Annotated in this window: 18 protein-coding genes; 13 read left to right on the forward strand and 5 right to left on the reverse strand. The window is 54.2% G+C overall.

Features of this window, described 5'->3' with window-relative positions:
- The first annotated feature begins 35 nt into the window (after positions 1-35).
- The 5 genes from uvrD to LOZ86_RS02445 all read left to right on the forward strand — a co-directional run bounded on the left by uvrD (position 36) and on the right by LOZ86_RS02445 (position 5,691).
- A complete protein-coding gene (gene uvrD / locus LOZ86_RS02430; protein WP_039486719.1) occupies positions 36-2,198 on the forward strand; it encodes a DNA helicase II in 2,163 nt (720 codons plus the stop codon).
- Positions 2,199-2,342: 144 nt separating this feature from the next.
- Positions 2,343-3,089: a cyclase family protein gene (locus tag LOZ86_RS02435; RefSeq protein ID WP_039486720.1), complete on the forward strand. Its 747-nt coding sequence runs from the start codon at positions 2,343-2,345 to the stop codon at positions 3,087-3,089.
- Positions 3,090-3,275: 186 nt separating this feature from the next.
- A complete protein-coding gene (gene ysgD / locus LOZ86_RS21450) occupies positions 3,276-3,332 on the forward strand; it encodes a YsgD/CorL family protein (protein ID WP_349814568.1) in 57 nt (18 codons plus the stop codon).
- A gap of 166 nt (positions 3,333-3,498) precedes the next feature.
- On the forward strand, positions 3,499-4,449 hold the full coding sequence (gene corA / locus LOZ86_RS02440) for a magnesium/cobalt transporter CorA (RefSeq protein WP_039486722.1): 951 nt from the start codon (positions 3,499-3,501) through the stop codon (positions 4,447-4,449).
- Between the two features lie 183 nt (positions 4,450-4,632).
- A complete protein-coding gene (locus LOZ86_RS02445; protein WP_230242820.1) occupies positions 4,633-5,691 on the forward strand; it encodes an AbrB family transcriptional regulator in 1,059 nt (352 codons plus the stop codon).
- Here the strand turns inward: LOZ86_RS02445 and rarD are convergent.
- Complete coding sequence (gene rarD, locus LOZ86_RS02450; protein ID WP_039486725.1) at positions 5,657-6,586, reverse strand: EamA family transporter RarD; 930 nt, start codon at positions 6,584-6,586, stop codon at positions 5,657-5,659. The two genes, LOZ86_RS02445 and rarD, sit on opposite strands and share 35 nt — an antisense overlap.
- A 98-nt stretch (positions 6,587-6,684) precedes the next feature.
- The gene (locus LOZ86_RS02455) at positions 6,685-7,173 is read right to left on the reverse strand and encodes a thioesterase family protein (protein ID WP_039486726.1); all 489 of its coding nucleotides are present in this window, start codon (positions 7,171-7,173) and stop codon (positions 6,685-6,687) included.
- 429 nt (positions 7,174-7,602) lie between these two features.
- Between LOZ86_RS02455 and pldA the strand changes: the two genes are divergently transcribed.
- From pldA to rhtC, 3 genes are all read left to right on the forward strand, one after another.
- Positions 7,603-8,469: a phospholipase A gene (gene pldA, locus LOZ86_RS02460; protein ID WP_039486728.1), complete on the forward strand. Its 867-nt coding sequence runs from the start codon at positions 7,603-7,605 to the stop codon at positions 8,467-8,469.
- Between the two features lie 132 nt (positions 8,470-8,601).
- The gene (gene recQ, locus LOZ86_RS02465; protein WP_039486729.1) at positions 8,602-10,431 is read left to right on the forward strand and encodes an ATP-dependent DNA helicase RecQ; all 1,830 of its coding nucleotides are present in this window, start codon (positions 8,602-8,604) and stop codon (positions 10,429-10,431) included.
- A 43-nt stretch (positions 10,432-10,474) separates the two neighbouring features.
- Positions 10,475-11,098, forward strand: a complete 624-nt coding sequence (rhtC, locus tag LOZ86_RS02470) for a threonine export protein RhtC (RefSeq protein ID WP_039486730.1) — start codon at positions 10,475-10,477, stop codon at positions 11,096-11,098.
- Positions 11,099-11,185: 87 nt separating this feature from the next.
- On the opposite strand, the gene rhtB is transcribed toward rhtC, so the two are convergent.
- On the reverse strand, positions 11,186-11,806 hold the full coding sequence (rhtB, locus tag LOZ86_RS02475) for a homoserine/homoserine lactone efflux protein (protein ID WP_039486731.1): 621 nt from the start codon (positions 11,804-11,806) through the stop codon (positions 11,186-11,188).
- Between the two features lie 130 nt (positions 11,807-11,936).
- On the opposite strand from rhtB, the gene pldB reads away from it, so the two are divergent.
- Positions 11,937-12,974, forward strand: a complete 1,038-nt coding sequence (gene pldB / locus LOZ86_RS02480) for a lysophospholipase L2 (protein ID WP_039486733.1) — start codon at positions 11,937-11,939, stop codon at positions 12,972-12,974.
- 102 nt (positions 12,975-13,076) lie between these two features.
- The gene (yigL, locus tag LOZ86_RS02485) at positions 13,077-13,877 is read left to right on the forward strand and encodes a sugar/pyridoxal phosphate phosphatase YigL (protein ID WP_039486735.1); all 801 of its coding nucleotides are present in this window, start codon (positions 13,077-13,079) and stop codon (positions 13,875-13,877) included.
- Positions 13,878-14,055: 178 nt separating this feature from the next.
- Here the strand turns inward: yigL and glpQ are convergent, their stop codons facing one another.
- Both glpQ and glpT read right to left on the reverse strand, forming a co-directional pair.
- Positions 14,056-15,123, reverse strand: coding sequence for a glycerophosphodiester phosphodiesterase (glpQ, locus tag LOZ86_RS02490; protein ID WP_039486737.1), 1,068 nt, complete (start codon positions 15,121-15,123; stop codon positions 14,056-14,058).
- A 75-nt stretch (positions 15,124-15,198) separates the two neighbouring features.
- Entirely contained in the window at positions 15,199-16,548 is a 1,350-nt protein-coding gene (gene glpT, locus LOZ86_RS02495) for a glycerol-3-phosphate transporter (protein ID WP_039486738.1), read from the reverse strand.
- Between the two features lie 434 nt (positions 16,549-16,982).
- On the opposite strand from glpT, the gene glpA reads away from it, so the two are divergent.
- The 3 genes from glpA to glpC are packed head-to-tail and all read left to right on the forward strand — an operon-like array spanning position 16,983 to position 21,113.
- On the forward strand, positions 16,983-18,653 hold the full coding sequence (gene glpA / locus LOZ86_RS02500) for an anaerobic glycerol-3-phosphate dehydrogenase subunit A (protein WP_039486740.1): 1,671 nt from the start codon (positions 16,983-16,985) through the stop codon (positions 18,651-18,653).
- Positions 18,643-19,905 (forward strand): glycerol-3-phosphate dehydrogenase subunit GlpB, encoded by a 1,263-nt coding sequence (glpB, locus tag LOZ86_RS02505; protein WP_039486742.1) that lies wholly within the window; start codon positions 18,643-18,645, stop codon positions 19,903-19,905. Before glpA ends, glpB begins: the two co-directional genes overlap by 11 nt.
- A complete protein-coding gene (gene glpC / locus LOZ86_RS02510; RefSeq protein WP_039486743.1) occupies positions 19,902-21,113 on the forward strand; it encodes an anaerobic glycerol-3-phosphate dehydrogenase subunit GlpC in 1,212 nt (403 codons plus the stop codon). Before glpB ends, glpC begins: the two co-directional genes overlap by 4 nt.
- The last annotated feature ends 831 nt before the right edge of the window (positions 21,114-21,944 follow it).

Below are 21,944 nucleotides of genomic sequence, written 5' to 3' on the forward strand. Positions count from 1 at the left end.
ATGTGGCGTTTCCCGCCACCGGATAACCCGTACCTATGGACGTTTCTGAACTGCTCGATGGCCTCAACGACAAACAGCGTGACGCGGTAGCCGCGCCGCGCAGCAATTTATTGGTGCTGGCGGGCGCAGGCAGCGGCAAAACGCGGGTTCTGGTTCATCGTATTGCCTGGCTTTTGTCCGTCGAAAACTGTTCGCCGTACTCCATCATGGCGGTGACGTTCACCAACAAAGCGGCGGCGGAGATGCGCCACCGTATCGACCACCTGATCGGCACCAGCCAGGGCGGCATGTGGATTGGCACTTTCCACGGGCTGGCACACCGCCTGCTGCGTGCGCACCATATGGATGCCAATCTGCCGCAGGATTTCCAGATTCTGGACAGCGAAGATCAGCTGCGTCTGCTGAAGCGCCTGATTCGGGCGCTCAATCTGGATGAGAAACAGTGGCCGCCGCGTCAGGCGATGTGGTTCATCAACGGTAAGAAAGATGAAGGCCTGCGCCCGCAGCACATTGAAAGCTACGGCAACCCTATCGAACAAACGTGGCAACGCGTGTATCAGGCCTATCAGGAAGCGTGCGATCGCGCTGGGCTGGTGGATTTCGCCGAACTGCTGCTGCGCGCACACGAATTGTGGCTGAACAAGCCGCATGTGCTGAACCACTATCGCGAACGTTTTACCAATATTCTGGTGGACGAATTTCAGGATACTAACCGCATTCAGTACGCTTGGATCCATATGCTGGCGGGCGACAGCGCCAAGGTGATGATTGTTGGGGATGACGATCAGTCGATTTACGGCTGGCGCGGGGCGCAGGTCGAAAATATTCAGCTGTTCCTGAAAGATTTCGCCGGCGCAGAAACGATCCGGCTGGAGCAGAACTATCGCTCGACCAGCAATATCCTGAAAGCGGCGAATGCGCTGATTGCCCACAACGGCGGGCGACTCGGCAAGAATCTGTGGACCGATGGCGCAGAAGGTGAACCCATTTCGCTGTATTGCGCGTTCAACGAACTGGATGAGGCACGTTACGTCGTCAACCGGATTAAAGCCTGGCAGGAAAATGGCGGGGCGCTGAGTGATAACGCCATTCTGTATCGGAGCAACGCGCAGTCGCGTGTGCTGGAAGAGGCGCTGTTGCAGCAGAGTATGCCGTACCGCATCTATGGCGGAATGCGCTTCTTCGAACGTCAGGAAATTAAAGATGCGCTGTCTTATCTGCGCCTGATCTCTAATCGTAACGATGATGCGGCGTTCGAACGTGTGGTGAATACGCCGACGCGCGGCATCGGTGATCGTACTCTGGACGTGGTGCGCCAGACGGCGCGCGATCGTCAGCTGACGCTGTGGCAATCCACGCGGGCGCTATTGCAGGAGAAAGTGCTGGCTGGACGGGCGGCGGCATCGCTTCAGCGCTTTATCGAACTGATCGATGCGTTGGCCTATGAAACCTCTGAGCTGCCGCTGCATATTCAAACCGACCGGGCGATTAAAGATTCCGGCCTGTGGAGCATGTACGAGCAGGAAAAAGGCGAGAAAGGGCAGGCACGAGTAGAAAACCTGGAAGAACTGGTGACGGCTACGCGCCAGTTCAGCTATCAGGAAGAAGATCAGGATTTGATGCCGCTTCAGGCCTTCCTGTCGCATGCCGCACTGGAAGCAGGCGAAGGTCAGGCGGATGCCAATCAGGACGCAGTGCAGCTCATGACGCTGCACTCGGCGAAAGGGCTGGAGTTCCCGCAGGTCTTTATCGTCGGTATGGAAGAAGGTATGTTCCCTAGCCAGATGTCGCTGGATGAAGGCGGGCGTCTGGAAGAAGAGCGTCGTCTGGCTTATGTCGGCGTCACACGTGCGATGGAAAAACTGACGATAACCTACGCGGAATCCCGCCGTTTATACGGCAAAGAAGTGAATCACCGACCTTCCCGATTCGTCGGCGAACTGCCTGAAGAGTGTGTTGAAGAAGTACGGTTGCGCGCCAGCGTCTCCCGTCCGGTCAATCACCAGCGCCTTGGCACACCGATGACGCAAAACGACAGCGGCTACAAATTAGGGCAGCGGGTCCGCCATGCGAAATTCGGCGAAGGCACGATCGTGAATTTGGAAGGCAGCGGCGATCACGCCCGCCTTCAGGTCGCGTTTCAAGGGCAGGGCATTAAATGGCTGGTCGCCGCTTATGCTCGGCTGGAAACAGTGTAATCGTCACGATGCGACTTGAGGTATGACGGGGTTATATAACTTATAAAAACCCTGTCTTAGTCTTTATCGTCATTTTCGACAATTCTAGGTGGCCTGCCGCGTATCCATGGATGTGTGGTATCACAATAAAAAAGGAGCATGCCGATGACGCTAGACCAGATTATTGCCGAACTACAGAAGAAGAAATGGGTCGACCTCACACATACGGTGACGGAGTCGATTCCTATTTTTAGCGCATTTGAAGGCGTGTTGCAGCGCAAGACCTTATTCAACGTCGAAGATCACGGATTTTATGCGCAGGCGGTGACGTTTGCGACGCAGACGGGGACGCATATTGATGCGCCGGGGCATTTTGTCGCGGGTAAGCGCTATCTGGATCGCATTGATAATAAAGAGCTGTTGCTGCCGCTGGTGGTGCTCCACAAACAAGACGCCGTCGCACACGATCCCGATTACCGCCTGTCGGTTGATGACATTCTGACATTTGAACGCGAACATGGGGAAATTCCGTCAGGCAGCTTTGTCGCGTTTGCCAGCGGCTGGAGCACGCGCTGGCCTGATATTGACGCCTTCGCCAATAAAGATGAAGAAGGCAACAGCCATACGCCGGGGTGGTCGCTTGAGGCGCTGACGTTCCTGTTTGAAGCGCGCGGCATTAGCGCGGTCGGGCATGAGACGCTGGATACGGATTCCGCCGCTGATTTCCGTCGCAACAACGGACTTATCGGCGAGTTCTTCGTGCTGAACCAAAATGCCTGGCAGGTCGAGGTACTGAATAACCTGCATCAGTTACCGTCTACCGGCGCTTATATTCACGTCAGCTACCCTAATTTCGCCGGTGCACCCGGCTTCCCTGTCCGTGCCATCGCCTATTTGCCAGACAACGCCTGACAGATAAACGCCGTTCTTTTTACTCTGAGGACTGCGTTTTTTACCACTTTCCGCGCCGAATTTATTGGATAAACCTTATCCAGTTGACCAATATTTTACAGCGTGTTTCAGCCGTGGTTTTAAAGTTGAAGTCTTTTTCATCTCAGCGTAACATGCGCGCATCATTATTCTCAGAGGACTAACGCCTTGGACACACCCAGTCGATACTGGCTCACTAACCTGTTCATTAGGTACAACTTCTAAGGCTATCTTCCTCTGCTGATACCCTTCGTGGTTGTCAGCGATGCTATTTTTGTCGCTACGAGTCAGATCCGTCGAACGGACTGAAACCTGCTGGTGACACATCACCTCTGTTTCTGTGCTTCAATCGCGTTGTCCATCTCTGCTACTGAAAGGGGAGCTATGGCCCATGCTGAGCGCATTTAAACTGGATAATTGCCGTTTATCTCGTCTGGAACTGGATGACTCCGATGATCTCACCACGTCAATTTGGGTCGATTTGATCGAGCCGGAAGACGATGAGCGTGAAAAAGTACAAACCGAGCTGGGACAAAGCCTGGCCACCCGTCCGGAACTGGAAGACATTGAAGCATCGGCACGTTTTTTTGAAGATGAAGACGGCCTGCACATTCACTCCTTTTTCTTTTTTGAAGATGCTGACGATCACGCCGGTAACTCGACTGTAGCGTTTACCATTCGCGATGGTCGCTTGTACACCTTGCGCGAGCGTGAACTCCCTGCGTTCCGCCTGTACCGCATGCGTGCCCGTAACCAAACGCTGGTGGACGGCAATGCTTACGAACTGCTGCTCGACCTCTTTGAAACTAAAATTGAGCAACTGGCGGACGAAATCGAGAATATCTATAGCGATCTGGAATCGCTGAGCCGCATCATTATGGAAGGGCGTCAGGGTGACGAGTACGACGACGCGTTGTCCACGCTGGCGGAACAGGAAGACGTGGGCTGGAAAGTTCGCCTGTGTCTGATGGATACCCAACGTGCGCTGAATTTCCTGGTGCGTAAAGCCCGCTTGCCATCCGGTCAGTTGGAACAGGCGCGTGAAATCTTACGCGATATCGAATCTCTGCTGCCGCACAACGAATCTCTGTTCCAGAAGGTTAACTTCCTGATGCAGGCGGCGATGGGCTTCATCAATATCGAACAGAGCCGGATTATCAAGATCTTCTCGGTCGTTTCCGTGGTGTTCCTGCCACCGACGCTGGTGGCGTCTAGCTACGGGATGAACTTTGAATTTATGCCGGAACTGAAGTGGTCGTTTGGCTATCCAGGCGCGATTGTGCTGATGATTCTCGCTGGACTGGCACCGTACCTCTACTTCAAACGTAAGAACTGGCTCTAAACCTGCCCGAATGCGTCTGATGGGATTGACCCGTCAGGCGCGTCAATATTCCTTCCTTTTATCGTTCCCCAACTCGCTATTCCTGTTTATTCTTCCGCGCCTGTTCATTCTCCGGCCATCTTGTTTAGAATGGCGGACAGTCTTTCTATTCTTACTTTCGATTATTCAATACAGGTCGTGTGCATGAAAGGGATGTCTCCTTGGATGCAATGGGGAATGTTGCTGTCGGTTTCATTATCCCTTGGGTTTGGGCTACAGATTTACCACGTTCCCGCCGCGCTGTTGCTGGGGCCGATGATAGTCGGCGTCGTCATGGGGTTAAACGGTGCGACAATTCGCATCCCGCCCGTCTGCTTTGCGGGCAGCAATGCTGTTCTAGGTTGTCTGGTCGCACAAAGCCTGTCATTTTCTATCCTGAAACCGTTGATGAGCGAATGGCCGCTGGTGCTGTTCATTCTGCTGGCGACGCTGGCTGCCAGCGGGCTATCCGGTTGGCTGCTGGTCAAATTTAGCGAGCTGCCCGGAACGACCGGAACCTGGGGGGCATCGCCGGGCGGTGCGTCGGCGATGGTCGCGATGTCTGGGGAATTTGGCGCGGACGTGCGGCTGGTCGCCTTCATGCAATATTTACGTGTGCTGATGGTCACCGCGTCGGCGGCGTTCGTGGCGCGCCTGAGCTTGGGTGACGAAGCGGCGGAAAATAGTGCGATGCTGGTCTGGTTTCCCGCATTGGACTGGCCCTTTCTGGCAACGCTCGGCGTGGCATTTGGCAGTGCCTGGCTGGGAAGACGCCTGCGTATTCCATCTGGGGCGCTGCTGGGGCCGATGATTATCGGCTCAATGCTGCATGCCAGCGGCACCTTGCAACTGCAAACCCCGGAATGGCTACTGGCGTTGGCCTATGCTTTTATCGGCTGGAGTGTGGGACTCTGTTTTACTCGCCCCCTCTTTTTACTGGCGATACGTACGCTGCCGCACATGATGGCGTCGATAGTCGGGTTGATGCTGTTGTGCGGTGGAATGGCGTGGATGGTGACGAAAATGATGCCGGTGGATATGCTGACCGCCTTTCTGGCGACCAGCCCCGGCGGGCTGGATTCGATTGCGATTATTGCCGCAGGCAGTCGGGTCGATATGGCATTTGTCATCGCCATGCAGACGCTGCGGCTGTTTTCGACGCTGTTGTTCAGCCCGATCTTATCGCGCTTTATTTCCCGTCGTGTTGAGGCTGGGAAACTGTAACTGGCGTGCGCCGTAGCTTACGCTGCGTATACAGCGCATCCAGAATGAATAGCCCTAACGCGCCCCAGATAAAGGCAAAAGTAATCAGTTTGTCGCTGCTGAACGTTTCACCGTAGAACACCACCGCCAGCATGAACATGATGGTCGGGCCGAGATACTGGAAGAAGCCGAGCGTCGACAGGCGCAGGCGCATGGCCGCTGAGGTGAAAAATAGCAACGGCACGGTGGTGACGATGCCCGCCGAGATCAGCAGCAGGTTCAGCGACCAGGGGTTGGCTGTCAGATGGCTGCTTGGCGTGTCGGCAATAAAAAACAGATAAATGACCGCAACCGGAAGCAGCCACAGCGTTTCGATCAGCATGCCGGTTTGCCCGTCGATACCAATCTTCTTACGCAGCAGGCCGTATAATGCGAAGCTGAATGCCAGCCCGAGCGCGATAACGGGCAACGAGCCGAACGTCCACAGCTGAACCAGTACGCCGGTCACGGCGAGCATCACGGCCAGCCATTGCAGACGGCGAAAGCGTTCGCCCAGAAAGATCATACCCAACATGACGTTGACCAGCGGGTTGATGAAATACCCCAGACTGGCTTCCAGCATGTGATGATTATTGACCGCCCAGATGTACAACAGCCAGTTCCCGCCGATAAGCACCGCCGTTAATGCCAACAGAAACAGATGTTTGACGTTGCGGCAGGCAAGGCTCACCTGACGCCATTTCCGACCGACCGTCAGTAGGATCAGCATAAAGAAGAATGACCAGATAATACGGTGCGTCAGTATTTCATTGGGTGGAACGTGCTCAAGTAGCTTGAAGTAAACGGGAGCAATTCCCCAAATAAAATACGCGGCGAGGGCGAAAAAGATCCCCTCACGGGTTTGTTGCGCGTTCATGGGTGACTCGATAAGGACGGCGGGAAAACGCTAAGTCTACCTAAAACTGTGAGCGCTTTCACGTAAAGTGTTAATGACAATTTTTTCTAACGTAAAGGTTACCCGACAATATAGGTTGCGGTGGCGCTGGCAAGATGCGAGCCCTGTTCGTTATGCAATTCGGCGCGCGCAACGGCGATTTTATTACCGCCGCGCAGTAGCGTGCTGGTAATGGTGAAGCGTTCCCCATAGCCCGGACGTAGATAATCTACCCGCATATCAATCGTTCCCATGTGTGCGAGCCGATGGTGAAATTCCTGATCGCTGATTGTCTCGTGGCGCAGCAGCGTATTACCGACGCAGACCAGCCCAGCGGCAACGTCCAGCCCAGCGGCGATCACGCCGCCATGCAGAATCTTTTGTGCCGCATTGCCGATGAGCTTATCTTGTCGGGCGAACGTCAGGACGGCTTTGTCGGCTTCAAATTGCTGTAATTCAAGACCTAATTCGATGTTGAATGGCATCTTGTAAATGAAAATCTCGCCAACGAGCTGGCGCACGCTCTCTCTGGTTAATGTGATTCCCTGAAATGATGGTACGTCAGCCATAGTGGTTTCCCGCTCGGATAAGAGACACACATTAAATGTGTGAGGTTGCTGACAAAGGTCGCCGAGCGGGAGTAACGGATAGATCGTAAAGACGCTGCAAGTACGTCCATGTAAGCTCGGATTGCGCCATCCCTGGCGCAAACGCTTTACTCTTCTATTCCGTTACTCCCGTTTTCGTTCGGAAATAGGTTTGTCAACGGTCTGATATATTAAATGTGGTTGATTTGATGTGTTTACGTTATGCGAATGTTTATTTTATGCATTGATTTTGTTTCTTTCCAGAAAAGGCCGAGAAACGAGAGAACGATACTTCAAACGTCGTTGAACTGTGTAGAATGGCCGGCTTGAGTGGGGAAATACTCATCACTAATTGGTTAAAACGAGCGTCGGTTAAAACGAACGTCGTATAAAAAATGTCGGAGAAAATGAATGCGTAAAATAGTACTCGTACTGGCAGCATTACTGACGGCACAGGCTCATGCCGAAGACGCAACAAACGCGCCTGCGCCAAATCAACCTGCGGTACGTGGCAGCATTATTGCCAGCCTGTTAGAAGAGCACAACACCCCGTTTGTTCTCTATCCTTACGAGAGCAACTACATACTGTATACCTATACCAGCAACATCAATAAAACGGCGATACAGAGCTATAACTGGGGTGATGAAGCACGTAAAGATGAAGTGCATTACCAGTTGAGCCTGGGGTTCCCGATCTGGCGTGGCATTCTGGGTGATAACTCGTTGCTGGGGGCTTCCTATACGCAGCGCTCATGGTGGCAGTTGTCTAATAAGAGCGAGTCTTCTCCGTTCCGTGAAACCAACTATGAGCCACAGGTCTTTTTGGGCTGGGCAACGAACTATACCTTCGCGGGCTGGACGCTGCGGGATGTGGAGATGGGCTTTAACCACCAGTCTAATGGCCGTTCCGAACCGACATCGCGCAGTTGGAACCGTGCTTATGCCCGCCTGATGGCGCAGAACGGCAACTGGCAGGTTGATGTGAAGCCGTGGGTGCGTTTCTCAGACAGTCAGGATGACAATCCAGATATCACCAAATACATGGGCCATTACCGCTTGCGCGTCGGCTATGTGTGGGGCGACAGCGTGTTTAGCGCAGAAGGGCGTTATAACTGGAACAGCGGCTACGGCGGCGGTGAACTGGGCTGGAGCTACCCACTGACGCGCCATGTCCGTTTCTACACCAAGGTGTTTAGCGGCTACGGCGAATCCCTGATTGATTACAACCACCGTCAGACCCGCTTTGGCGTTGGCGTGACGCTGAACGACATGTTCTAACGACCATGTTTTCGCGATCGGGGTTTTAGCGATTACCGTTTTAGCCCTGTCGTTTTACCAAACTAACGATTGCAGTTTTACCCAACGGCGCTGAAAATAGCGCCTGTTTGATTTCATTGAATTGGGGAAGGCGTGTCTACGGCGGAAGTATTGAATAAGGAAGCGCTGGCGGTTCAGGTTCTGCGGGACACGTTCGGCTACCAGCAATTCCGACCGGGTCAGCAGGAAATTATCAGCGCGACGCTCAGTGGGCAGGACTGTCTGGTTATCATGCCGACAGGCGGCGGCAAATCGCTGTGCTATCAAATCCCCGCGCTGGTGATGGACGGGCTGACGCTGGTGGTGTCCCCGTTGATTTCACTGATGAAAGATCAGGTCGATCAGCTTCAGGCCTACGGTGTCTCTGCCGCTTGCCTGAATTCGACGCAGACGCGCGAGCAGCAGCTTGAGGTGATGGCCGGTTGTCGTACTGGTCAAATCAAGCTGCTTTATATTGCGCCGGAACGTCTGACGACGGACAGCTTCCTCGATCATCTTGCCCACTGGCAAATTTCCCTGATCGCGGTGGATGAAGCGCACTGCATTTCCCAATGGGGGCACGACTTCCGGCCTGAATACCGGGCGCTGGGGCAGATTAAACAGCGTTTCCCTCATCTTCCTTTTATTGCGCTGACCGCGACCGCCGACGAGACCACGCGGAACGATATCGTTCGCCTGTTGGATCTCCAGTCGCCGCTGATTCAGATCAGCAGCTTTGACCGTCCGAATATTCGCTACACGCTGGTGGAGAAGTTCAAACCGCTCGACCAGCTCTGGATGTTCGTGCAGGCGCAGCGTGGAAAAAGCGGCATCATCTACTGCAATAGCCGTTCCCGCGTGGAGGACATTAGCGCGCGTTTGCAGGCGCGTGGGCTGAGCGCAGGGGCTTATCACGCTGGATTGGATAACGAACGGCGTGCACAAGTGCAGGAAGCGTTCCTGCGTGACGATCTTCAGGTGGTGGTCGCGACCGTTGCATTTGGTATGGGCATCAACAAGCCTAACGTGCGGTTCGTGGTGCATTTTGATATTCCGCGCAACATCGAGTCCTACTATCAGGAAACGGGGCGAGCTGGGCGTGATGGCCTCGCTGCTGAAGCCGCGCTGTTCTACGATCCGGCGGATATGGCGTGGCTGCGCCGCTGTCTGGAAGAAAAACAGGCTGGCCCGCAGTTAGATATCGAGCGTCATAAGCTCAATGCGATGGGCGCGTTTGCCGAAGCGCAAACCTGCCGCCGTCTGGTGCTGCTGAACTATTTCGGTGAAGGACGCCAAGAGTCCTGCGGCAACTGCGATATTTGTCTCGATCCGCCGAAGCGCTATGACGGGCTGGTAGAAGCGCAAAAGGCGCTCTCCTGCGTATACCGCGTTGGGCAGCGCTTTGGTTTAGGCTATATCGTCGAGGTGCTGCGCGGAGCGAATAATCAGCGTATCCGTGACTTCGGCCATGACAAACTGCCGGTTTACGGTATTGGTAAAGATAAATCGCAGGAGCATTGGGTCAGCGTGCTGCGCCAGTTGATTCATCTGGGCTTGCTGAACCAGAACATCACAATGCATTCCGCCGTACAGCTTACCGAATCTGCGCGCCCAGTGTTGCGGGGAGAGATGCCGCTACAGCTGGCCGTGCCGCGTGTGATTAACCTGAAACCGCGCGCCAATCAAAAATCTTACGGTGGAAATTACGACCGCAAGCTGTTTGCCAAATTGCGCAAACTGCGTAAATCCATCGCGGATGAAGACAATATTCCGCCTTACGTGGTGTTCAGCGATGCCACGCTGCTGGAGATGGCTGAAATGATGCCGATCACTGCGGGTGAGCTGCTGAATATCAACGGGGTTGGACACCGTAAACTCGAACGTTTCGGTGCGCCTTTCATGAACATGATTCGCGATCATGTCGATAATAATGATGACGAGTGATGCTCGTCTTGTCTGACTGCATTTAAAAAACAGGAAAACCAACATGCTGATGCTATTTATGACGGTGGCGCTGGTGCATTTCATTGCGCTGATGAGCCCGGGACCGGATTTCTTTTTCGTTTCACAGACTGCGGCCAGCCGTTCCCGCCGTGAAGCGATGATGGGCGTGTTAGGTATTTCTCTGGGCGTTATGGTCTGGGCCGCTATCGCGTTGCTGGGGCTGCATCTGCTGTTGCAAAAAATGGCCTGGCTGCATACGGCAGTTACCGTCGGCGGCGGGCTGTACCTGTGCTGGATGGGCTGGCAGATGCTGTGCTCCGCACGAAATAAAGCACAGTTAGAAACCACGCAGGAAACGGCGGTGGTGCTGCCTCAGCGCGGTAAAACCTTCATGCGTGGGTTGTTGACGAATTTGGCGAACCCAAAAGCACTGATCTATTTCGGCAGCGTGTTCTCGCTGTTTGTCGGCGACAGCGTCGGCAGCGGTGCGCGTTGGGGCTTGTTCGCGCTGATTTCGATTGAAACGCTGATCTGGTTCAGCCTGGTCGCGATGGTTTTTGCCCTACCGGCAATGCGTCGTGGCTATCAGCGTCTGGCGAAATGGGTGGATGGCGTGGCGGGCGTGCTGTTTACCGGGTTCGGCCTGCACCTGATTTTCTCTCGCTAATCTTCCCTGTGAGAATATCCCTCTAAGATCATTTTCTTTAGAGAAAAAAAGCAGCGCGCCGCAGTTTGATACGGCGCGCTGCCGTTATCAGGCCTTTCTCGCCGTAGCGAGTAACGCGCCAACCAGCACGAACAGTGAACCAAATATCCGGTTGAGCGTCTTCATCTGCCGTGGGCCTTTCAGCCATCCGGCGATACGCGTGGCCAGCGTGGCGTAGCCAATCATCACGATGATATCGACCACCACGGTGGTGATGCCCAACACCAGATACTGTGCGGCCTGCGGCTGGTGGGGAATAATGAACTGTGGGAACAGCGCCGCCAGAAACACGATGCTTTTCGGGTTGGTCAGATTTACCAGCACCGCACGTTTAAAGAGTCGACGACGCGGCATGGCGCTGGCGATCGCCTGAAGGTCAAGTGCGCCTGCGGCGCGCCATTGCTGAATCCCCAGCCAAATCAGATAAGCCGCGCCCAGCCATTTCAGTACATCGAAAGCCAGTACAGACTGGTTAAGCAACGCGCCTAACCCAATGCCGACCAGCACGATATGAATCGCCAGCCCGACCTGTAAACCACAGATCGAGGCCGCCGCGCCGCGATAGCCGTGGCTAATTCCGGTGCTCATGGTGTTGATGGCACCAGAACCGGGCGACAGGCTGAGAATAAGCGTTGTGAGTAAGTAGGTTAACCACCAGTCCAATGTCATGAAGCATGCCCCTGAATCGCGTTCTGTATTACGAGAGTCTGTCTGTTTTTTATGTCACAATACGCTTGTGCTCCACTGCTTGTCATGTTCTTCCGCTAGCTTTGTTTTCCCGCGTCACCGGAGAGGTGTGATGATTCAACGCCACAATACGTTGTTTACGTCGGAACGGTTAACGCCTGAATGGTTAACCTCGAACCTGTTAACGCGAGAAGCGCAGTTTGCCGCTTTTGCTACCGGAGAATTACTGGATTTCTGGCGTCAGCGCGAAGAGGGTGAATTCTCTGGCGTAGACGATGTGCCGATCCGGTTCGTTCGCTTTACCGCGCCGCAGCACGACAAAATTGTCGTTGTCTTTTCAGGTCGTATCGAAAGCTATGTCAAATATAGCGAAGTGGCTTACGACCTCTTTCATAGCGGCTATGATGTGCTCATCATGGATCACCGTGGGCAAGGGCGGTCGGGGCGAGTATTGCAAGACGGCCACCGTGGACATGTGCTGCGCTTTAGTGACTATGTCGATGATGCCGAAACGCTGTGTCAGCAGCATATTGGCCCGAAACACTATACCCGCCGGTTTGCCTTAGCGCATTCAATGGGGGGCGCGATTCTGGCGCAGCTTTTGATTCGCCAACCTGAAACGTTTGATGCCGTGGCGCTGTGTGCGCCGATGTTTGGTATTCGTTTGCCGCTTCCTCACTGCGTTGCGGGTTGGATCGTCGATTGGGCGGAGCGTCGCCCGGCGATACGCGATTACTACGCCATCGGCACTGGGCAATGGCGTCCTTTGCCTTACCGGATGAATGTGCTGACGCACAGCCGTGAACGCTACCAGCGCGGTATTCGCTTTTATGCGGATTCACCGGATTTACGCATCGGCGGCCCCACCTATCATTGGGTGCGAGAGGCGATACAGGCGGGGAAACAGCTACTGGCTCAGGCCAGCGCCGTCACCACGCCGCTTCTGCTGTTACAGGCGGGAGAAGAGCGCGTGGTGGATAACCGCAGCCAGAATGCGTTTTGTCAGGCACTGGCACAGAGCGGTAACGCCAATTCAAACGGCGTTTTGCAGGTTATCCACGGTGCGCGGCATGAAATTCTCTTTGAAACGGATAACCTCCGCGCTCAGGCATTTGCGCTGATTCTGGCGCACTTTGCGCGTTATCATTAATTTTAGACTGTTGGCAAGTCGTTCAACGGACGCTGCCAGCAACCTCGTTAATTTTTTGCGGCGCGTGCCGCCACAACACACCAGAAGTGAGATCTCATCGCTATGTACCATGTCGTTGCTTCCGATTTAGATGGCACACTGCTGTCACCTGACCACTCACTGTCCCCGTATGCGAAAGAAACCCTCAGGCTGCTGACGGAAAAAGGGATTCACTTTGTGTTCGCTACCGGACGGCACCACATGGATGTCGCGCAGATCCGCGACAACCTCGGTATCAACGCGTTTATGATTACCTCGAATGGTGCACGCGTGCACAACTCGCAGGGCGAGCTGATTTTCAGCCACAATCTGGATCAGGACATCGCCCGCGACCTTTACAGCGTTGTACACAATAACCCCGATATGCTGACGCACGTTTACCGCGATGATGAGTGGTTTATGAACCGTCCGCGTGCAGAAGAAGAGCGTTTCTTCAAAGAGTCGATCTTTAAATACAAGCTGTTCGAGCCTGCACTGCTCGAAACCGATGGCGTCAGCAAGGTGTTCTTTACCTGTGATTCCCATGAACAACTGTTACCGCTGGAAGAAGCGCTCAACGCGCGCTGGGGCGACCGCGTCAACGTGAGTTTCTCGACGCTTACCTGTCTGGAAGTGATGGCGGGCGGCGTGTCTAAAGGCCATGCGCTGGAGCAGGTGGCGAAGATTATCGGCTTCTCGCTCAAAGAGTGCGTGGCGTTTGGTGATGGCATGAACGACTACGAAATGCTGTCGATGGCCGGAAAAGGCTGCGTGATGCAGAACGCGCATCAGCGCCTGAAAGATATGCTGCCAGATCGCGAAGTGATTGGCTCTAACGCGGACAGCGCCGTGCCGAATTACCTGCGTGAACTGTTTCTGAAATAATCGATGTGTTATCGAGTCAACGTATCATCAGGCACATCGTGCCCGATGGGAAAGCGGAGCCTCAGCGATTGTTTAAGGATCGAGATACCGAGGGCGACCACGGTGCGAGGCATCCCTGCGGGAGCCTCATCATCGTGTTTCCCTCTAAATCCATGCTTAAGCGACCAGTATTAGCGCTTCAGCGCGGTTTTTTCAGGAAATCGACTGCTTTGTCGGGAAAGTCGGTGAACAGGCCGTCAACATCCGCCTGATAGTAGAGGATATTGTAGAGACTATCGATATCGTTGGCGTACGCCGGTAGCCTGTCGGCCCTTGCCGTGAACGGGTGCACTTGAAGTTTATGCTGGTGGGCTTCCTTCACCATGTCGGTAAAGGTGATGTGGTCAGGCGTCGAACCTTTCTGCACGAGCATGTGATAGTCCGGGCCGATACCGTCGGCATAGGTCGCAATTTGCTGCATAGCGCCGGGCTTTTGCATCCAGTCGTAGTGGTAATTCACCCACGTTCCATCGGCCTGCTTCTCGTAGGTTTCATGCCAGTCGGTATAGGCAATCAGTTGAATCAGGTTCAGATCCATCTTCATCTGCGGCTGCAATTCGGTTTTGATGCGCTTTAGCTCGGCAACATCAAACGATTGCAGGAAGACCTTATCGCTTTTTTTCGTATAGCCATACTGCTTCAACACGGCCAGCGTTTCGCGCGCGATGTCTTTTCCTTCCTGATGGTGAAACCACGGCGCTTTGATTTCGGGATAGAGTCCGATGTTTTTGCCAGTTGAGTGGTTCAGCCCCTGAATAAATTCAATTTCTTCCTGAAAGGTATGAATACGGAAGTCGGATTTCCACATCGGAAAACGGTTCGGGTAGCTCTGTACCTGCTTGCCGTCTTTGATGTCGAACCCTTCGGTAAATTTCAGTGACTTGATTTCTTTCAGCGTGAAATCGATGGCGTAAAAGCGTCCATCTTTGCGGGCGCGCTGCGGAAAGCGTTCTGCCACGTCGGTCACGCGATCCAGATAGTGATCATGCAGGACAATGAGCGCGTTATCTTTGGTGAGCACCAGATCTTGCTCCAGATAATCGGCCCCCTGAGCGTAGGCCATCGCTTTCGCCGGAAGCGTATGCTCGGGCAGATAGCCGCTGGCACCACGGTGGGCAATAACGATTTTGTCGGTTGATGAAGCGGAAGCACTAAAGGAAACGGAGAGCGCGAGGGCGGAGAGTAGGGATATTACGGTAACGTTCATGCGATCAAACCTCTTTCTGTTGAGAGAAAGGCGGCGTCATCAGGACGCCGCCAGAGGGATGCTTACAAGAGCGGGTTAGGCGCGATTGGCTAACTCTGCTTTATGCTTTTTCTCATTCAGCATAACAACAACCAGCAGAAGTACAGCCAGAATGCTGCCGCCGATCATGACCATGAAGCCGCCGTCCCAACCGAAGAAGTCAACGGTGTAGCCGACGATGGCGCTAGCGGCAACAGAACCGCCGAGGTAGCCGAACAGGCCGGTGAAGCCCGCTGCGGTACCCGCTGCTTTTTTCGGTGCCAGTTCCAGTGCATGCAGACCAATCAGCATGACCGGGCCGTAAATCAGGAAGCCGATGACGATCATACAGGCCATGTCCACACCCGGGTTACCGGCTGGGTTCATCCAGTAAACGATAGTTGCTATTGTCACCAGCGTCATGAAGAACACGCCTGTTGCACCACGGTTACCTTTGAAGACCTTGTCGGACATCCAGCCGCACAGCAGTGTGCCCGGAATACCTGCATATTCGTAGAAGAAATAGGCCCAGGAAGACTTATCCAGTGCGAAGTGTTTAACTTCCTTCAGGTAGGTCGGTGACCAGTCGAGGATACCGTAACGCAGCAGGTAAACGAAGACGTTGGCGATCGCGATGTACCACAGCAGTTTGTTGGGGAAAACGTACTGCATGAAGATCTGCTTAGCCGTCAGTTCTTCTTCCGCTTTTTCATTGTAATCAACCGGATAATCGTTTTTGTACTCTTCAATCGGTGGCAGGCCACAGGATTGCGGCGTGTCACGCATCAGTGCAAAAGCGATCATGGCAATCAGAATGGCGGCGAAGGCCGGCATATAGAGTGCAGCTTTCCAGTCGTTGAACCAGGCCATACCCAGCAGGAACAGCAGAGGAGGAATACCACCGCCGACGTTGTGAGCACAGTTCCATACGGACACGATGCCACCACGTTCTTTCTGCGACCACCAGTGAACCATCGTACGTCCGCACGGCGGCCAGCCCATACCCTGGAACCATCCGCACAGGAACAGCAGGACGAACATAATCGCAATGCTGGATGTTGCCCACGGCACGAAGCCCATGAACAGCATGACCGCCGCTGACAGAATCAGACCCGCAGGCAGGAACACGCGCGGGTTAGAACGGTCGGATATCGATCCCATGATGAATTTGGAAAAACCGTAGGCAATGGAGATGCCCGACAGCGCAAAACCGAGGTCACCGCGTGAGAAGCCCTGGTCGATCAGATAAGGCATGGCAAGTGCGAAGTTTTTACGCACCAGATAGTAGGCGGCGTAGCCAAAAAAGATCCCCATGAAAATCTGCCAACGCAGGCGGCGATAGAGCGGATCGACGTGTTCTTGCGACACGCGCGGCTGGTGGGCGGCGGGCCTAAAAATACTCAGCATAGATATCTCCAATGCGAAAAAAAACGAGAGCTTTTTTGTTCTATTACGAACGTTATTGTAAGGGGGTAGCGTGCAAATGAGTGTGATTCATGACGCTGATGTTACACTTTTATGAAACTGTGACGATTTTTGTGCTCATGTTAACAGAATCGAAAAATTACACAGTGCGGTTTTAGTGACCCAAATCACACTTATTGTTTTTAAACCCCGTCTTGTTTTCGTTTAGTGTTCGTTTTTGCTCTTTATCAAACATTAACCCTTCTTTTTGTGTCCCAATAGCAACATATACGCCCTAAATAATTCGAGCTGCGTGAAGGCGGCAACCGCGCGAATCCCCAGGAGCTTACTCAGGTAAGTGACTGGGGGGAGTAAGGGCAGCTAACGCACAAGCAGCTTGAAGTATGACGGGGATACCATCCGCCTGGAGCGAGAACATGATGCAAAATACGGGGAACTGGCGTGAAACTGACGTGGTTGTCATCGGCGGTGGTGCGACGGGGGCGGGTACGGCACGAGACTGTGCCCTGCGCGGACTGCGCTGCCTGCTGCTTGAACGTTATGACATTGCGACCGGGGCGACCGGGCGTAATCACGGCTTATTACACAGCGGCGCCCGCTATGCGGTAACCGATGGTGAGTCTGCCCGCGAATGTATTGAAGAAAACCAGATTCTCCGGCGGATTGCTCGCCACTGTATTGAGCCTACCGACGGTCTGTTTATCACCTTGCCAGAAGACGATCTCGGCTGGCAGGCGCAGTTTATTACCGCCTGCCAGCAGGCTGGGATTCACGCTCAGGCGTTGGATCCGCAGGAAGCGCTACGGCTGGAACCGGCGGCAAACCCGACGCTGATTGGCGCGGTGCGCGTGCCGGATGGTTCGGTCGATCCTTTTCGCCTGACGGCGGCCAACATGATTGATGCCTGCGAGCACGGTGCGGAAGTACTGACCTATCATGAGGTTATCGGGCTGATTCGTCAGGGCGACCGTATTACCGGCGTGCGCGTTTTCGACCATAAAAAAGGTGTAGAAACAGAAATCTATGCACAGGTGGTGGTCAACGCGGGCGGTATCTGGGGGCAACACATTGCGGAATATGCCGATCTGCGCGTGCGTATGTTTCCGGCAAAAGGCGCGCTGTTGATTCTTGGACACCGCATCAACAACATGGTGATCAACCGCTGCCGTAAACCGGCGGATGCCGACATTCTGGTACCGGGCGATACCATTTCGCTGATTGGCACCACCTCAACCCACATCGATTACGATCAAATCGACAATATGCTGGTAACGCCTGCTGAGGTGGAAACGCTGATGCGGGAAGGTTCGATGCTGGCACCGAAGCTGGCGAGCACGCGCATTCTACGCGCCTATGCGGGCGTCCGACCGCTGGTTGCCAGCGATAGCGACCCCAGTGGACGCAGCGTGAGCCGTGGCATTGTGCTGCTCGACCATGCCAGCCGCGATGGGCTGGAAGGGTTTATTACCATCACCGGCGGCAAGCTGATGACCTACCGCCTGATGGCGGAGTGGGTGACTGACGCTATTTGCAAAAAGCTGGGTCATGACGTGGCTTGCTCAACGGCACAGACGCCGCTGCCTGGTTCTGAATCGCTGGAGGCGGTGAAATCCGCGCCTCACGCCCTGTCTGCTTATCCTGCGGCAAAACCGCTCTCTGCGCCGCTGCGCGGTTCGGCGATTTATCGCCACGGTGAACGTGCTGGGAGAATGTTGTCCGGTGAGCGTCTGGACCGCAGTCTGGTGTGTGAATGCGAGGCGGTGACGGCGGGAGAAGTGCGCTACGCCGTGGAATCATTGCAGGTGAATAACCTGATTGACCTGCGTCGGCGTACTCGCGTGGGTATGGGCACCTGTCAGGGCGAACTGTGCGCCTGTCGGGCGGCGGGTCTATTGTGCCGTCTGGGCACCGCGACGCCGGAGCAATCGCTCACGCAGCTCAGCCAGTTTTTGAACGAACGCTGGAAAGGCATTCGCCCGATTGCGTGGGGCAATGCGCTGCGCGAAAGCGAATTTACCAGCTGGATTTATCAGGGATTGTGCGGCCTGTCGGCCAGCGACAGTCAGGAGGATCGTCATGCGCTATGACGTTGTGATTATCGGTGGCGGACTGGCGGGATTGACCTGCGGGATTCGCTTATTGGAGCAGGGGAAACGCTGCGCGATTGTCAGCGCGGGGCAGAATGCACTGCATTTTTCTTCCGGCGCGCTGGATTTACTCTCCCATCTTCCCGACGGACAGCCTGTGAGCCAGCCGCTCGATGCGCTGGATGAATTGGCGCGTCAGGCCCCTCATCACCCTTATTCCCGGATGGGCGCGGCGGCAGTGGCGGCCCTGTTGCCACAGGCCGAGGCGCTGCTGGCACGCAGCAATATCACCCTGCTGGGCAATCATCAGCAGAACCATTGGCGCATGACGCCGTTAGGCAAGTTTCGCGCCTGCTGGCTGAGTCCGGTCGATGGCGTAACGCGTGGTTTGCTGGATTCCCGCTTTGGCGACAATCCGCTGATTGCGGGAATCGAAGGCTTTCTGGATTTTCAGTCCCGTATTGTGGCCGGCACGCTTCAGGCGCAGGGGATCGCGGCACGCAGTGATGAGCTCAAGCTGCCCGTGCTGGATCGGTTGCGTCAGAGCCCCAGCGAATTCCGGTCGGTCAATATCGCCCGCGTACTTGACCGACCGGAAAATCGTTCGGCACTGGTGGAAGAGCTGTCGCTTCTGGCTAACGGGAACGATGCCATCATCATGCCCGCCTGTCTGGGATTGGACAGCCCTGAAATCATCAATGAACTCGCTGATGCGTTAGGTAAACCGGTGCTGCTGTTACCGACATTGCCGCCGTCATTGCTCGGATTACGTCTGCATCAGGCGCTGTCGCAGCGCTTTCGCCAACTGGGTGGCATGGTGATGCCGGGCGATCGCGCGGTGCGCGCCTCGCTGTCGCCGCAGGAGATTGCGATTCATAGCCACCATCATCGTGATATTCCGCTGCGGGCGAAGCACGCGGTGCTGGCGAGCGGTAGCTTCTTCAGTAACGGGCTGGTGACGCAGTTTGATCGGGTGACCGAACCGGTCTTTGGGCTGGACATTCGATTCGCTGACCAGCGCGAGGGCTGGAGCCAGCAGGATGTGTTTGCGCCGCAGCCTTATATGCAATTTGGCGCGATGGTCGATGAACATCTGCATCCGCGCATTGGGGGTGAAACGGTCAACAACCTGTACGCGATTGGCTCGGTGCTGGAAGGCTTCGACCCGATTGTGCAGGGATGTGGAGCCGGGGTTTCCTTGCTTAGCGCACTTCATGTTGCCGAACAGATTTTGAAGGAGGGCAACCCATGAGCCTGCTTAGCGATAATAGTTTTGAAGATTGCATCAAGTGTACGGTCTGTACCACGTACTGCCCAGTTTCGCGCGTGAATCCGCTTTATCCCGGCCCGAAACAGGCTGGGCCGGACGGCGAACGCCTGCGGCGTAAAGATCCGGCGCTGTATGATGATGCGCTGAAATACTGCACCAACTGCAAACGTTGTGAAGTTGCGTGCCCGTCGGATGTCAAAATTGGCGACATTATTCAGCGTGCAAAGGGGACGCACAGCACTCACAAGCCGACGCTGCGCGATGCGATTCTGAGCCATACCGATCTCATGGGGTCGATAGCCACGCCGTTTGCACCGCTGGTCAATACGGCGACCAGCCTGAAGCCGGTGCGCCAGCTGCTGGATAAAGCGTTGAAAATCGACCATCGTCGCCAGTTACCGAAATATTCATTCGGCACCTTCCGGCGCTGGTATCGCCAGCAGGCAGCAAAGCAGCGGGCTTATGATGAGCAGATCGCCTACTTCCACGGCTGCTATGTGAACTACAACCATCCACAGCTGGGTAAAGATCTGGTTCAGGTTTTTAACGCGATGGGCATTGGCGTCCAGTTGCTGAATAAAGAGAAGTGCTGCGGCGTTCCGCTGATCGCCAATGGTTTTCACGACAAGGCCAGAAAGCAGGCACACGCCAATATCAAATCGCTGGATGAAGCGATCAATCAGAAATCCCTGCCGGTGGTGGCGACGTCATCCAGCTGTACGTTCACGCTGCGAGACGAATATCCACATCTGCTGGGCGTGGATAACGGTCATGTGCGTGATGGTGTCGAACTGGTGACGCGCCAGCTCTACCGCCTGCTGGAAGAAGAAGGACGCACGCTGCCGCTGGGTAAATTGCCGCTGCGGGTGGCGTATCACACGCCTTGTCACCTGGAACGTATGGGCTGGACGGCGTATACCCTGGCGCTGCTGCAACGCATCCCCGGTCTTGAGCTGGTAATGTTGGATTCCCAGTGCTGTGGCATTGCGGGCACCTACGGCTTCAAGAAAGAGAATTACGCCACGTCGCAAGGCATTGGTGCACCGCTGTTCCAGCAGATTGAAGAGAGCGGCGTCGATATCGTGGTGACGGACTGCGAAACCTGTAAATGGCAGATTGAGATGTCGACCAGCAAACGGTGTGAGCACCCAATCACTCTGTTGGCGAGGTCACTGGCGCAGCCAGAGTAAAAATCTGGCAGAAACGTGTTTCCGGGCATGTAACGATTGGAAACACGAAGCGTCGCGGGCCTCACTCTGAAGGGGCGCTGCAAGCAGCGTTCAAATCTGCTCCTGGCAGATTTGTCACCCGAATCATTTACCTGAGTAAGCTCATCGGGATGACATGAGAGACATCCTGTCTCTCATCGAAGGCCAGCCGTTGGCTGGTCAAATTCGTTCCCGATGAATTTGTCCTTCTCTTGCCGCCTTCCTGAAACTCGAATTATTTAGTGTATAGAATCATATTTTTATAAATTAACGAATTACCATGATGAGTGACGTGATTAATTAATTTGTTCATATAATTAACTTCGTAAATATATAGCTATCATATTTCCTGGTTGCATGTACTTCCCTCACAGGTAGGGGCTATAAGCCGTATTCAAATCCGCCTTTAGCCGATTTGTCAGCACCCGAATAACTTACTTTTGTGTAAGCTTCGGGATGCCCTATCTTTCCGTGTTATGAAGCGCTTGCCCTAAATAGCTTTGCATAATAGCGCTACACTTGCTGAAGGCAAGTCCGCCAGTACTGGCCTTGCACGATGAGAAGTGAAGCATCAATGTGCAAAATTATTTAGCCGGCCAATGCGCTGCGTTGTTCAAAACGCTAACGTTTTGCCCTGAAACTCGAGTTACTTGGAGTTGAATAGAGGAATAGTTTTATTTCTTTATTTATACACATCCAACTATTCATAATATAATAATGTGCATGTTTATATATAATGATTTATTTTTATTAAAGGAGTAAATTTATTAAAAATCATTTGATAAAATTTATTTTTGAATATAGATTCTAAAA

This window comes from Pectobacterium parvum, from assembly GCF_020971565.1.
Classification (GTDB): domain Bacteria; phylum Pseudomonadota; class Gammaproteobacteria; order Enterobacterales; family Enterobacteriaceae; genus Pectobacterium; species Pectobacterium polare.